The sequence below is a fragment of the Prosthecomicrobium sp. N25 genome, assembly GCF_037203705.1.
GTDB lineage: Bacteria > Pseudomonadota > Alphaproteobacteria > Rhizobiales > Ancalomicrobiaceae > Prosthecodimorpha.
Window position 1 is genome coordinate 724871 of the sequence record NZ_JBBCAT010000001.1, and the last position, 13446, is coordinate 738316.

General features: G+C 68.9%; 11 protein-coding genes. 4 read left to right on the plus strand and 7 right to left on the minus strand.

Going from position 1 to position 13446, the window contains the following annotated elements; translation table 11 throughout:
• The first annotated feature begins 49 nt into the window (after window positions 1–49).
• Window positions 50–511, plus strand: a complete 462-nt coding sequence (locus tag WBG79_RS03355) for a cupin domain-containing protein (RefSeq protein WP_337355694.1) — start codon at window positions 50–52, stop codon at window positions 509–511.
• A 574-nt stretch (window positions 512–1085) separates the two neighbouring features.
• Entirely contained in the window at window positions 1086–3296 is a 2211-nt protein-coding gene (locus tag WBG79_RS03360; protein WP_337355695.1) for a PBP1A family penicillin-binding protein, read from the plus strand.
• A gap of 58 nt (window positions 3297–3354) precedes the next feature.
• Here WBG79_RS03360 and WBG79_RS03365 read toward each other — a convergent pair whose 3' ends face one another.
• On the minus strand, window positions 3355–4389 hold the full coding sequence (locus WBG79_RS03365) for an NAD(P)H-dependent flavin oxidoreductase (RefSeq protein ID WP_337355696.1): 1035 nt from the start codon (window positions 4387–4389) through the stop codon (window positions 3355–3357).
• 125 nt (window positions 4390–4514) lie between these two features.
• A complete protein-coding gene (locus tag WBG79_RS03370) occupies window positions 4515–5024 on the minus strand; it encodes a nucleoside deaminase (RefSeq protein ID WP_337355697.1) in 510 nt (169 codons plus the stop codon).
• A 404-nt stretch (window positions 5025–5428) separates the two neighbouring features.
• Between WBG79_RS03370 and WBG79_RS03375 the strand changes: the two genes are divergently transcribed.
• Together WBG79_RS03375 and WBG79_RS03380 are read left to right on the plus strand one after the other, a co-directional pair.
• Window positions 5429–5728 (plus strand): hypothetical protein, encoded by a 300-nt coding sequence (locus tag WBG79_RS03375; RefSeq protein ID WP_337355698.1) that lies wholly within the window; start codon window positions 5429–5431, stop codon window positions 5726–5728.
• Between the two features lie 13 nt (window positions 5729–5741).
• A complete protein-coding gene (locus WBG79_RS03380; RefSeq protein WP_337355699.1) occupies window positions 5742–5939 on the plus strand; it encodes a hypothetical protein in 198 nt (65 codons plus the stop codon).
• A gap of 366 nt (window positions 5940–6305) precedes the next feature.
• On the opposite strand, the gene WBG79_RS03385 is transcribed toward WBG79_RS03380, so the two are convergent.
• The 5 genes from WBG79_RS03385 to WBG79_RS03405 form a co-directional block, all read right to left on the minus strand.
• A complete protein-coding gene (locus WBG79_RS03385; protein WP_337355700.1) occupies window positions 6306–8408 on the minus strand; it encodes a protein kinase domain-containing protein in 2103 nt (700 codons plus the stop codon).
• 10 nt (window positions 8409–8418) lie between these two features.
• Window positions 8419–8877, minus strand: a complete 459-nt coding sequence (locus WBG79_RS03390; protein ID WP_337355701.1) for a type III secretion system chaperone — start codon at window positions 8875–8877, stop codon at window positions 8419–8421.
• Window positions 8878–9234: 357 nt separating this feature from the next.
• The gene (locus WBG79_RS03395) at window positions 9235–9654 is read right to left on the minus strand and encodes a helix-turn-helix domain-containing protein (protein ID WP_337355702.1); all 420 of its coding nucleotides are present in this window, start codon (window positions 9652–9654) and stop codon (window positions 9235–9237) included.
• 137 nt (window positions 9655–9791) lie between these two features.
• Entirely contained in the window at window positions 9792–10058 is a 267-nt protein-coding gene (locus tag WBG79_RS03400; protein WP_337355703.1) for a hypothetical protein, read from the minus strand.
• Window positions 10059–10146: 88 nt separating this feature from the next.
• Window positions 10147–13431, minus strand: a complete 3285-nt coding sequence (locus tag WBG79_RS03405) for a TM0106 family RecB-like putative nuclease (RefSeq protein WP_337355704.1) — start codon at window positions 13429–13431, stop codon at window positions 10147–10149.
• Between the last annotated feature and the right edge of the window lie 15 nt (window positions 13432–13446).

Consider the following 13446-nt stretch of genomic DNA (forward strand, 5'->3'; position numbering starts at 1 on the left):
CTCATCGTCGTCCGAGTGCCGCGACACGCCGCGGCCAAGGAGGACGGCGATGAACTCCAAATCCGTGATCCGGATGGCGAACCAGGCCCCAGGCGTCGTGTTGCACGGCTACCCGATGGCCTTCCTCGTGACCGGCGAGAAAACCCGCTACACCAGCATGTTCGATTGGACGATCCCCGCGGGGTTCGCCACGGGGCTGCATATTCACCGAGTGCAGGAAGAAACCTTTTACGTCCTCGAGGGCGAGTGTGTCTGGCACGTGGGCGAAGACATAGTCCGGGCCACCCGCGGGACGTTCGTGTTCATTCCGCCGGGCGTCCCCCACAACATCACCAACGTGAGCGACACGCCCGCCCGGGTCCTGATGACGGTTTCCCCGCCCGGGCACGAGCACTATTTCGAAGAGCTGGCCGAGCTCGCCACCCATGGGGCGCCGGATCAGGACGCACTCTCCGCGCTACGCGACCGATACGATACCGACCAACTATCGACCTTGACGACACGGAGCTGATCTCTGCGCACCTTGCCCGCAGGGGGCAAGCGGCCGTGGCGTCGCGCGAGGGGCCGGGTGGTTTGCGGGCGTCATGCCCCTGAGTCCGGCCGCGTCGTCGCCGCGATCGGCACCGTCCCGACACGCCGGCCGCAACACTCGCTGAGCGCTCCACTGGACGGGCGGGGGATGGCCCCTTCCTGTGGCTGCGCCTTCAGAAGCGACCCAGGTCGAGGCCACGCCATGGAACCGACCCGAGACAGCCAAGTTCACTTGGCCAGGTCGAGACTTTCACGACATGGCGAATCTGCGGGTCATTCAATCGGACGAAAAGGCCGGGCCAGAGGCCCGGACCGGAGAAGGAGCGCCTGCGGCCCCGATCGAAATGAGGCCGGGGGCGCGAACGGGTGAGAACTCGATCGCTGCGAAACCGGCCGCGCCGCCCATGCCGGGGCCGATCCGCTTCACCGTCACACTGCCCCGCCCTCGCATTCCGCCCGGCACGGGCGACAAGGTCCGGTCGGCCTTCGCGACAGCAGGAGCTTGGCTGGCCAGCGGCGGCCGCTCGATATTGGTACCGCTGAAGCAGGTCCGGTTGTCCCCCATCCGCGTCCTCGTCGGCCTCGGCGCCGTCGCGGTCCTGACCCTCGTCGGTTTCCTGGTCTTCTGCCTCGCCACGCTGCCCCATGACGGCGGCCTGCGCGGCCAGTCGGCCGGATCGGCGGTCTTCGTTGCCGACGATGGCCGCGCCTTCGCGATGCGCGGGCAGATCAGGGGCGGCGTCGCTTCGCTGGCCGACTTGGGGCCGCATCTTCCGCGGGCGATCGTGGCCATCGAGGACCGTCGCTTCTACGAGCACCCGGGCTTCGACATCCGCGGCATGGCGCGCGCGCTGTGGCGCAACCTGTCGAGCGGCGGGACGGTCGAGGGCGCCAGCACGCTGACCCAGCAGCTCGCGCGCCTGCTCTACCTGTCGCCGGACCGCACCCTCCGGCGAAAGGTGCAGGAGGTCATGCTGGCGGTCTGGCTCGAACACCAGCTCGGGAAGGACGAGATCCTCGTTCGCTACCTGAACACGGCCTATTTCGGCGCCGGCACCTACGGGGTCGACGCCGCCGCCCGGCGCTATTTCGAGAAGGCCCCGAAGGACCTTTCCCTCGGCGAGGCGGCCATGCTGGCCGGCCTCGTGCGCGCCCCGACCCAACTCGCGCCGCACCGCAACCTCGACTCCGCCCGCGCCCGCGCCAGGACGGTCCTCGCCGCCATGCGGGACGCCGACATGATCACCGCCGCCGATGTCGAAGCCGCAGGGCTCGACCGCGTGGCGATCCGTTCATTGCATTTCCCAGCCTCGGACGGGGCGGGCTATTTCGTCGACATGGCCGCCGCGGAGCTGCGTGCCCTGTTCGGCGAGATGCCCGCCGATTTCATGGTCCGCACGACTCTCGATCCTGCCCTGCAGGCCCTCGCCGAGGAGGTGATCGAGGCCCGGCTCTCTGCCGAGGGAGGTGCCAAGCGTATCGGACAAGCCGCCCTGGTCGCGATCGGTCCCGATGGCGCCGTCAAGGCCGCGGTGGGCGGGCGCGACTATGCGGCCAGCCAGTTCAACCGGGTGACCCAGGCGCGCCGCCAACCCGGCTCGCTGTTCAAGCTGTTCGTCTATCTCGCGGCGCTGGAGCACGGGGCGGACCCGGATACCCGTGTGGTGGACCGACCGGTCAGGATCGGCGACTGGGAGCCGCAGAATTACGGCGGCGGCCATGCCGGCACGATGGACCTGCGCCAGGCCTTCGCCAAGTCGATCAACACGGTAGCGGTGCAGCTGTCCGAGGAGGTCGGCCGGGACCGGGTGATCGCGACGGCGCGACGCCTGGGCATTCGGTCCGAAATCCCGTCCGTGCCCAGCATAGCGCTCGGCACCGCCGAGGTGAGCCTCATGGAGATCACCGGTGCCTACGGCAGCATCGCGACCGGCCGCGAGCCCTTCGAGCCGTTCCTGGTGCAGACCGTCGAAGGCCCCGATCGTCGGCTCTATGACCGTGCTAGGGCGGCCCCCGCTGCCGCTCCCCCGTCCAATCCGGACCGCGCCGGCGCGCGCGAGGCCATGCGGGATCTCCTCGCCTCGGTGGTGCGGAGCGGGACCGGCCACGGCGCCGCCGTCGCCGGGACGGCCGTCGCCGGCAAGACCGGGACCACGCAGGACAACCGCGACGCCTGGTTCGTCGGCTACACGGACGCGTTGATCGTGGGCGTTTGGGTCGGCAACGACGACAATACGCCGATGCAGGGCGTCACCGGCGGGGATGTCCCGGCGGCGATCTGGCACGACTTCGTCGCCAAGGCGGTCGCGACCCGTCCGTCGCCCCCGCCCGCCATCCGTCGACCCGCCGACGGGGTCGCCGCGATGACCGGCGATCCCGATGCGAGAGCCGCACCCGGCCCGACCGGATCGGCGCCCGCTGACGCCGAAGTATCGGCGGATCAGGACCGCGAGGCCGTCAGCGGTCGTGCCAAGGTAATCGATACCGCAACCCTCGAGATCGACGGAACCGTGGTGCGCCTGAAGGGGATCGAACCCTCGCGCGGACGACCAGCCCGCTCGCTCGCCCGATTCATCCGCCGCAAGCCCCTGGACTGCCAGCGGATCGCAGACGGCTGGCACCGCTGCGAGGTCGGCGGACGCGACCTCGCCTGGATCATCCTCAGCGCCGGCGGCAGTTCCGCGAGCCCGGACGCCGACGATGCCCAACGGGAGGCCGAAGCCATCGCCCGCGAGCGGCGTCTTGGGATCTGGCGCCGTCGCTGACCGGTCGGTCTTCGAAACGCCTCCTTGCGGTTACGGCTGGTCGACGCAGGTGCGCGGCTCAGGCCCTTCCCGAGGAAGGCTTGTCTCGCTGCGGGCCCCAAGCCATGGCCCGTACGGCCTCGTCGATCAGGTTCGTGACCGTCTCCGACGCCGGCCGCACCTCTCTTACCAGACCAACCGACTGTCCTGCATAGACGGGAAAGTCATCGAGATCGCCTTGGGCGCCACTGAGCAGACTGGCGATCGAGTACCGCCGGATCGGCTGGCCCTCGGCTGTGCGGCCGATCTCATCACCTTCTCCGGGTCGAGATCCGGACCCTGGGCGGCCCGCCGCTTCCCAGGCCTCGACCGTACGGTTGCGCAACACGCGACTCGGTGCGTCCGGCCAACCGCCGTCGAAGAGCGTGGTCTCGATCGTATCGGTCGCAGCCGCTTCGACCAGACGGCGCTTGTAATCCGGGTGGCAGGCCGCTTCGGTCGAGGCGAGAAATCGCGTGCCCAGCCAGACACCCGAAGCTCCCAGCATCAGAGCCGCTGCGAGGCCGCGTCCATCGGCGATGCCGCCGGCGGCGAGGACCGGGACTCTCCCCGCAACGTCCGCCACAAGCGGCACCAGAACCATGGTGGAGAGCCGCCCCCACACGTGACCGCCGGCCTCGTTGCCCTGGGCGACCAAAACGTCCACCCCGAGATCGACGGCTCTTCGCGCCTCCTCGGGTGTCCCGACGGTGTGCAGGACCAGAGCCCCTGCGGCTTTTGCGCGATCCACATAGGGCGCGGGATCACCCCAGAAGAAGGACAAGATCCGGGCGCCGGCCGACAGCGCCGCCTCCATCCTCTCGTGCTGATCCCACTCGAGCGAGAAGTTGGCGACAAAGGGACCGTCGCGGGTGAGTTGCCGCATGGCCCTGACCAACTGTTCGACGTGATGCGGGCTGTCCCAACTGAAACCGATCGCCCCAACGCCACCGGCGTTGGTCACGGCTGCGGCAAGGTCCGGTCGGGAGAGACGCCCCATCGGCGCCGACACGATGGGATGGCGCGCTCCAACGAGGCGGGTGAACGGAGTCACGATAACCCCCGCGGCATCCATGAAGGTCTTTCCTTCTCTGCACGCTCCACATTCCGAACTCTAGCACATCGCTGGAATGCCGTGCCTTCGGTTTCGGCGGCTGCGGCGTCGGCATTCCACGCGCGCGACCGGTTGCGTGAACGCGATCAGGCGCTCTGAGGCTTGTCGGCAGTCCAGAACCCGGCATGAAGCGAAGAGGCCTCCTCCGCCAGGAGCGGTCCTTTGACGACGACCACGCGTTGGCCGTGCGCGAAGACCGTCCGGCAGGGCAGGTCGAGGGTGGGGTTCTCGGGATGGTCCCCGGTCACGGCCTTGACGTCCGTCTCGGCCTGACCGTAGACGACCCGGCCGATACCGGCCCAGTAGATCGCGCCCGAGCACATCGCGCAGGGTTCGGCCGAGCTGAACATGGTGCAACTGGCGAGGAAGTCCGGCGGCCAGCGCTTCGATGCCCGCGTGGCCAGCATGCGTTCGGCATGCGCCGTCATGTCCTGCCCTTCCGCGTTGTAGGCATTCGGCTGCTCCATGAGCACGGCCCCGTCGGGGCCGACCAGGATCGCGCCGAACGGGTGCTCGCCGCCCTCCCGTGCGGCACGGGCGACCGCAAAGGCGCGGCGAAGCATCGTCTCGTCGTTGGACTCGTCGAACACGGTCATGAGCTTACCTCTCGTCTGCCGGCATCGAACGACAAATGGGCATCCCCGCAGTCTCGCGGGCGGGTGCCACGGCCGGCGCCGCAAGGCCCAGAGGGCGGACGCCAGGGGAACCCGCCAGCCCTAAGCGTGTCTGCCCGCGCGCTCGCCGTGCGGTATCGGCGACTGGTTCTGCCCATGGCGCCACGGACGAGATCGGAAGGCCTCCCCGGACACAACCCTTCGCCATGTCGGCCCCCATGCGGAACCAGAGCGGCCCCGAACGCTACGCCGGATTCAATGACTTTGCGACCAGGGCCACGGCGTGCCGTCCGTTCGGTGTCGCCGAACTCCGGCGCGCTCCCCGCCGCGGACACTCTGCCTCCGAGCGCAACGCCGGAACCTGTGCGCCTGTGCTAAAGTCAGGCATGCGGAACCTGACCTACGCGGTGGCGCTTGGGATAGGGGTGCTGGCTCGGGCCGCTCCGGCGCACGAGGCCCCGTCCGGCTGGACGTATCCGCGCGCCTGCTGCTCCGGGCAGGACTGTTACGTGATTGACGCGCGCGACGTCGAAGTGTCCCCGTACGGCTACAGGATCCTGGCAACCGGGGAGGTGATCGCGTTCGACCGCGCGCGGTCCTCCCCTGATGGGCAGTTCCATCGCTGCTCGTTGGGCGGCAAACCGACGGCACCGACGACCTGCCTGTTCGTCCCGGCCGGAGCGTGAGCGAGGCACCTTGATGGGCGTGGCCGACTTCGAAGCGGACCCGGCGCGACGGGCGGCAGACGATCGAGACATCTGGGCGGAGGCGGGCGTGGCGCCGTTCTCCGACTCGATGCTGGCCGGCGACTTCGGACCGGCGATCACGGTGGCGATCGGAGATCGGGCGGGTGCCGTCGTGGCGACGGCGCACGCCAATCTGCCCCACAATGCCTAAAGGCCCCACCGCCGTCACGACTGGGTCGGACCGGTGGCGGTTGCGACATCCCGACGGGGTTGCGGGCTCGGCACCCTCGTGAATGCCATCCCGGTCGGCGGCGCGTGCCGGGACCTCGGGGCGACCCATATGTACGAACACGTCTCCACGACGAACCGGCCATCACGCCGCATGATCGCGGCTTGCGGGCTCGATCACGACGAGACGCGTGTCCGCGGGATCGCGACGAGGAACGAAAGCGCGGCGTTCACCCGTCGAGCCTTCCGAAGCCGGACCCTTGGAGGATCGGCCGCCCAACCGAAGGCCCGTTCGACGTGGCAGGCGAGGGGCCACCGGACGGCTTGGTCCCCGAGGCCTGAGACCGCCTCACACTCGCATTTGGCCGACCTGGTCGGGGGTCGGCGGCAGGGGGCGGTCCGGGGGCGCGTGGACGGTGTTGTCGAGCACGCCCTTGGCGGTGTCGATCGCCCCGGCATCGCCGCCTATGATGGCCAGGAGCAGGCCGCGAGCCGCATCGCTGCCGACGCCCGGACGTGTGAAGATCGGGTCGCCGATCGCGGTGGAGAGCTGCGGGCGGGCGCTCGGCACGGGATCGAGCAGGCTGTTCAGGAAGGCGTCGACGTCGTCGTCGCCGGTCGACTTCATGAGCGCGCCGCTCGGCAGATTGCCGTACATGTCCGGCTTGTCGACCGCGCGGTTGAAGGGATTCTTGCCGAAGGCCGCAAGGTCGTTCTCGACTTCGGACATGAATGAGGTCTCCTTGCCGAAATAGGTGCCGCGGAACAGGTCCATGGCGGCCTGCCCGAGGCTGAACGTATCGGCTCGCGCATCCAGGGTGTCGATGCCTTCGCGCTGCGCCTTCGCGCCCGCGCTCAACTCCGCCGAGCGCGCCTTCATGATGTCCCGGCCGAGCGCGGTGATGTCGCTCTTGCTGGCGGTTGGAAACAGCGCCTTCAGGTTCGACTCGACATACTTGGTCTCGTTGGTCTGGACCTTTCGCGCATCTTCGGTAATCGCCGCGAGCTTGCCTTTGGCGATGATGACTTCAGGGGCGAGCCAGGCCGGGTTGGCCGGCAGCTGGGCGGTTTCGGCGACGATCCCGGCGCCCGCCTCGGCATTGCCGAAGTCGGCCACCTTGACCCGGCCCTCCTCGTCGATGAGGCAGTTCGGCGACTTGAAGTCGAGATGCGCCATGCCCTGGGCATCCTGGAGATGCGCCAGGCCAGCCGCCATGTCTTGGATCAGGGTGAGGCGCAGCACGTTGGCCTGTTCCCCGGAAATCTTGCCCGGGCCGGTGCCGATCATGGCGTCCAGCTTCGCGGCGAAGTCGAACACCGTCCCGTTCGGCGCGGTCTCCATGGCGATGCCGAGGCGGCCGTCTGGCGTGCGGAGCATGCCCTTGAAGCCGATGATGTTCTCGTGGCCGGCGCCCTCGATGTCCATGTGATTGACGATCTCGCGGCCCTGCTCGGCCGTGATCTTGTCGCGCGCCTCGAGCTTGGCCCCCTCGGCGGGCGGGTTCATGATCTTGAAGGCGATGCGCTCCTCCGGGTTCTCCACGGACTGGTAGCCGTAGACCTTGGCGAAGCCGCCCTCGCCCAGGAAGCGCTCCGGCTTGTATTCCTTGCCGCCGATGGTGATGTGGGGGAGGTCGACTGGCTTGCCGCCCTGGCCCAGGATCGACGAGGTGGTCGCCAATTCGGCGTTCTGGGGCAGCATCTTCGATGCGGCGCGGTTGAACGCGGCGGCGAGCATGTCGTCGGTCCTCGGATCGTCCAGCCGGGCCTTGCCGTCGGGGCCGAGCGCCTGCTCCATCGCGGTCCGGAGTTCGGTCCGGAGCGTCTTGCCGTTGTCGGTGGCGAAGGCGAGGCGATCTTCGTCGGTGGCGTGGCCCGCGAGATAGCCCGTCGCGATGGTATCGCCGAGCCCGTCCGCGATGGCGTCCATGTCGCCATGGCCGGCAAACGCGCTGACGAGGGCGTCCGCCGCCTGTTTCACGGCCGTGCCGAGGGGGCCGAGATCGGCGAGCTTCGGCCCCTCGCCGGTCGCTTGCGGCTTCGGCGCCGAGATCGCCTTGGCGGCGGACAGGTAGGCGGAGGCGAGAGCGCCGAACTGGCTCGTCGTCATGCCGTGCTGGCCGGTCGAGGCGCGCAGTTTGGCGATGTCGGAGAGCAGCTTGTCGATCTGTTCGGCCTTGGCCTTGCTGAGCCCGTCCTTGGCGCCCGTGGCGGTTTGGGCGAGCGCCTGCTCGAAGGCGTTCTTGGCGTTCTCCTTGCGCTGCTGCGCCTTGCCGGTGACGGCGTCCTTCAGGGACGTCTTTCCGCCGACGTAGAGGATCGTGTTGCCGGTCGCCTTGTCGAGCTTGCCGAGGATCTTGTCGCCCGCTTTGGTGTTCTGGGCGAGGAAGTCGTCGATTTGCTTGAGCGTGGTCCCGTGGGTGACGGTGAACTGCGGTCCATGGATCGCCATCGGTGCCCCCTCAGATGCGGATCATCATGCCCGGCACGTCGACCGGTTCGGCCGCGCCGAGCCCCATCGCGGAGGCGAACATGGCGCGCCAGATCCGTGTGTTCTCGGCCATGTTGGTCACGACCGTGACGAGCCGGTCGACGCCCGCGCCCTCGCCCGGGACGGCGGCCATCTGGACGGCCTCGCCGCCCGGCGCGGTCATCGCCATGTGAACCCCGCCGGTCTCGCGCGCCAGGAACGAATAGGCGAGCAGCGCCTCCAGGATCTCCTCCCGCTTCTGCTGCGGGACCGGACCGATCACCGAGGCGAAGACCAGGCGGTCGCCGGCGGAGTCGTACTCGATCTCGACGTCGACATCCTCGAAACGGACCAGCCACGCGTTTGCGGCCGTCCGGAGCACGCCCGCGATGGCGTCGTCGCGTGCGCCGGCCTCGGCCAGCACACGCGTCAGGGTCTCAACGTCTGCCATGCCGCCCCCCATGAACCGCCGACGCGATCGCCCAGACGGGCGGCGCCGGGCTCGTCCCCAAGGCCCTCATACGCGATGGCGAGGAATGACGAAGTGACGTTCGTGACAAATGGAACGCGCGCTCCAACGGGCTATCAGCCCGTGTATGATCCCGTGAACCGGGACCGGAAAAGTGACGGTCGCCTCGATGCTGCGTTCCTCCGCGTTGCGGACGATACGCCGGGTGGAAACCAGCGCTAGAGCGCCTACGATGCGCACGTCATAGCGGGTTGAGACGAGCGGGCCGACGCCCCGCTGCCGGCGACGTAGGCGCCGGCGGTCCAGGCGGCGAAAGGGTCGGCGGACCTGACGGCTTCATCAATCACCATGGCCTCGATCCTTCTCCAAAACGGTCCGCAGGACCTCGGCGAGGCGCGGCACGAGGGGCTCGACATCGGCCCCGCTGCCGATCACCCGAGGCTCGACCATGAGGGTCAGTCCCGGCGCCAACGAGAACGGCACGGCCGTTCCCTCTTCGAGGAGCACCTTGATCGCGGACGGCGGCAGGCCTTTCGCACGCAGGTCGGTGTGGCGCCGGATGACCGCCACATGATCGTCGCCATAGTCGGCTCTCGCCCGGCCACCGCGCGGCGGGACAAAGCCCTCGGCGATCATGTAGCGGATCTGACGCTCGACGACCCGAGTTGCCGCTGCGAGCTCGCGAAATGTTAACGGCGCGCTCCTATCGACGGTTGTACTGTCGAAAGCGAGTGGCGGCGTCAATCTGTTTCGACACAAATTCTGTCAATGCCGGTGCCATGGCGGGTTACGGGGCGACTAGCCATGTACCCGATACAGGCTGCGTTGACCCGAAACCGTCGCTCAAGGTTGTCATCAGCACCAGCGCTACATCTTCGAGCGCTAGAAGAGTTCGGTCAAATTCTCATCCGGCCCAGCCTCGGGGCCGCCGTGATCACTTGCCCGTCATCCCCCACCACCAGATACGTCCCCAGCCGATCCGACAGGCGAGCGTAAGTCTTCCGCCCGAGGTCGCGTTCGGCGCGGCGGTGGGCGTCGCGATCCATGAAGCAGACGTCGGCGCCATGCCGGCGCTCGCGGCGGCCGTAGGCGAGCAGGGTGGCGACGACCTCGGGACGGATGCCTCGCTGCTGGCAGCGGATCTCGGCATGGCGGGTGAGCATGACGGTCTCCTTCCAATTCGGTAGAAGGAGAATGGCAGGCCGGGGTGACCGAACCGGACATCTGAACGAAACGTAAACGCGAGCGATCTTACGGCCACCCTTTTCGAGCGTAGGCGCGGACTGCGCAGAGGGCATTGACGAGACGCATTTCGTCGAGGCTCGCGCATGGCACGTCGAGGAGGCGTGGCGAGGCAACCACAACGGCAAGGGCCTGGGCGCGCGACAGGGCGACGTTGAGCCGCTCCAGGCTGAACAGGAAGCCGACGTCGCGCGGCATCTCCTCCGCGCTCGATGTTGCCATCGAGATCAGGCTGGCGGGTGCCTCCTGGCCCTGGAAGCGGTCGACCGTGCCGACGCGTGCCCCGTCCGGCAGGCGCTCCGTCAGGAGGTTCACCTGCGCATTGTAGGGGCTGACGACGAGGACGTCCTCGACGCCGAGCCGGCGCGTCCGGCCGTCCCGGTCGGTGAAGGAGGAGCCGAGGAGGGCTGCGTGAAGAGCGACGATCCGGTCGGCCTCCTCCTCGCTGGTCTGGGCGTTGCCGGCGTGGTCGATCTCCTCGAAGAGAACGCCGAAAGGCGGCAATCCCGGCGCGCCGTCGATCCGTTGGCGGGCGGCGCCATTGTCGCTCGACAGGCGCCCCTCGTAGACGAGCTCGCCGACGAGGCGGCAGACGGCCGGGTGCATGCGCCGGGAAACGGGAAGGAAGAGACCGCGGTCGGCCGCGATCGTGCACCGACCCTCCATCAGATAATCGAGCGTGGAGAGCCCGCTCCCGCCGGGGTGGATGCCCTGCACCGGCTGCGGCAACTGCATCTGGTCGCCGACGATGACGATGTTCTCGGCCGCACCGGCCATCGCCAGGAGGCTGGCGATCGAGACCTGGCCCGCCTCGTCGACGACAAGGTGGTCGAACATGCCGGCCATCTCCGGGCGGGCGAACAGGAAGGCGGTGCCGCCGACCACGTCCGCCTCGCTGAGGAGGGGGGCGTTGTTGTCCCTCGTCACGACGATCATCGGGTCGTCCGGTGCCTCGGAGGCGTCGGAGACCTTCTTGACGATGGCGACCGGCCGACCAGTGGCCCGCGCTTCGCCTGCCACGGCGAGAAGTAGATTGTCGATCGCCTTGTGGGCGTTGGAGGAGACCGCGACGCGGCGGCCGGACCGGACCAACGCGACGATCGCCTTCGCGCTGACATAGGTCTTGCCGGTACCTGGCGGCCCCTGAATCGGGAGATAGCTCTGGTGGAGGGCGCCGACAGCGGCGACTGCCGCCTCCACCACGTCGCCCGTCCGGGCGATCGCCTCGCCGGGTCGTAGGCCCAAGAGCCGTGGCGGCCGCCGATCGAGGAAGTCGCGGATTGCGCGAAGGCCGCCGCCGCCGTCGGCCAGGGCCGCCGCGTTCCGGGCGACCGCGGTGCGGAGCACGCCATTGTCGAGCGGCTTTGCCGGCAGGAGATCGAGCCGGTCAGGGAGCGGGCCGGTCGCTCTGGTGCCGGCGAGCGTCACCCGTCGCTGGCGGCGGTCGAGCGCGGCGATCGTCACGGCCTTGCCGAGCTCGCGGACGATGGGCTTGGCCTTCTCCCGCATCTTCGTCTCTTGGTGCGGATAGGTGTAGGTGCGGCTCGCACCATCAGACGGGCCGATCGCCCTCAGGTCGGCGAGACATTCGAGATCCTCGATCAGGTCCTCGGCGTCGCGGCCGAGCCGGTCGAAATGCGCCCACCAGGCGGGCTTGTCGGCGCGGCGGTGGAAGGATCCGAGTTCGAGGAGGAGGTCTGCCAGGGGATCGCCAAGCTGGGCCCGTGCGGCGTCGAGCCGGCGGCGGAGCGCGTCCCGCTCGGCGTCGACAAACTCCTCGGGCACAGTCGGATCCGCGGCGTGTTCGAACCACCCCATATCCGTCGGTCGGACGGAGAGGAGCCAGTCGCGCAGGCCCTTCGTCGAACGGCAGTCGACCTCGTTGTAGCGCTCGATCCCGTCGAGGATCGCCTGTTCGCCGGTCTCCAACCAGGTCTCGTAGGCGACGATGCTGTCCCCGGCGGTGGCGACCTCGCCGTCGCGCTTGGGGAGGTAGAAGGTTTCGAGATCCTTCAACGAATAGCCGGCCTCTGAGGCCTGCAGGCCCTGCTGGACGACGCGGTAGAGATCGACGAAGCGCTGGCTGCGAAGGAGGTGGTCGAGGACGGCTTCTCCGGTCCCATAGCGCTGGGTCAACCGCTTCAGCGCCGTCACCTCGTACTCGGCGTAGTGGTAGATGTGCGCCGCCGGGTCGGCTGCGAGGCGCTCGACGAAGAAGCCGAGGACGGCTCCGAGCGCCGCCTTCTCTGCGGGTTCGTCGTGCGCCCACCAGGCGTGGAAGCCGCCCTCTTCGTGGAAGACCCCGAAGAGGTATTCCCGCCCGCCTTCCACCAGCGGATCGCCTTCCATGTCGAAGAAGAGGTCACCCGGGGACGGCCGCGGAAGGCGCGCGAAGCCGCGGCCGGGTTCGAGGGCCTTGAGTTCCAGCGTGGGTGGACCGCCCGCGCGCCGGCCGAGTTGGAGCCTCGCCTGAGTTCGCAGTTTGCTCAGCGTCTCCGGTGCCATCCGGGGCACCGGCTCCGCCGACGAAGCGAGGGCGGTGAGCGTCGCGATCTCCGTCGTCTCCAGCCGCCGGCGTTGTTGCCGTGTGATGCCGGCCACCCGGACGAGGCTGTCTGTGGTATCGTAGTGGCTGTCGCAGTGCTCGCGCCAGCGGCAGAGCCTGCAGGACGGCGTCGGTTCCGGAACCGTCGCGTGGGGTGCGGCGACGAAAGCGACGAGGCGCTCGGCGAGCCGATCGACGGAGTGGCGCACGTCGGCGAGGTCGATGGTGATCCGCTCTCCCGATCCGATGACGACGTGCGCGCGGGAGGGCAGGCGGCCCTGGATCGCCGCGACGGCCTTCGAGTAGATCGCCAGCTGGATGGCGTGTTTCGGGTCGGCGCGGCGCTTCAGCTTGGTGTCGGCCACCTCGTAGGACCACGGGCCAAGGTCCGAGGGCTCCTCGACGCGCTCGATGAAGTCGGACCAGCCCTGCCAGGGGCCGAAGCCGAGCGCACCTTGGTAGATCACGGGTACACCTCGCCGCATCGCCGCGGTGGTCTCGGCCGCCGCCGTTGCGAAGTCGTCAGTCCGCGCGATCTCAACCAGTTCGGCAGCAGCCAGCCGTGCGAGATAGGCTGCCTCGTGGGCGTGACCCTTCTTCTGTAGCAGCGCGGCTTCTGCCCCGTCGTCGGCCGGTACAAGCGGCTCTCCCAGCGCCAAGCGGAGGTCGAGCGCCGTCGCGTGCCTGCAGCCCTGGAACCGCATGAGGTCGGATGGCGAGAGAATGATCGTGCCCTGGTCGTTTCGCATGTGCCCGCGACGCTC

Excerpts from the sequence above, each read along its gene's own strand:
- WBG79_RS03355 (WP_337355694.1), top strand. The coding sequence starts at position 50 with ATGAACTCCAAATCCGTGATCCGGATGGCGAACCAGGCCCCAGGCGTC.
- WBG79_RS03365 (WP_337355696.1), bottom strand. The coding sequence starts at position 4,389 with ATGGATGCCGCGGGGGTTATCGTGACTCCGTTCACCCGCCTCGTTGGA.
- WBG79_RS03370 (WP_337355697.1), bottom strand. The coding sequence starts at position 5,024 with ATGACCGTGTTCGACGAGTCCAACGACGAGACGATGCTTCGCCGCGCC.
- WBG79_RS03375 (WP_337355698.1), top strand. The coding sequence starts at position 5,429 with ATGCGGAACCTGACCTACGCGGTGGCGCTTGGGATAGGGGTGCTGGCT.
- WBG79_RS03380 (WP_337355699.1), top strand. The coding sequence starts at position 5,742 with ATGGGCGTGGCCGACTTCGAAGCGGACCCGGCGCGACGGGCGGCAGAC.
- WBG79_RS03385 (WP_337355700.1), bottom strand. The coding sequence starts at position 8,408 with ATGGCGATCCATGGACCGCAGTTCACCGTCACCCACGGGACCACGCTC.
- WBG79_RS03390 (WP_337355701.1), bottom strand. The coding sequence starts at position 8,877 with ATGGCAGACGTTGAGACCCTGACGCGTGTGCTGGCCGAGGCCGGCGCA.
- WBG79_RS03400 (WP_337355703.1), bottom strand. The coding sequence starts at position 10,058 with ATGCTCACCCGCCATGCCGAGATCCGCTGCCAGCAGCGAGGCATCCGT.
- WBG79_RS03405 (WP_337355704.1), bottom strand. The coding sequence starts at position 13,431 with ATGCGAAACGACCAGGGCACGATCATTCTCTCGCCATCCGACCTCATG.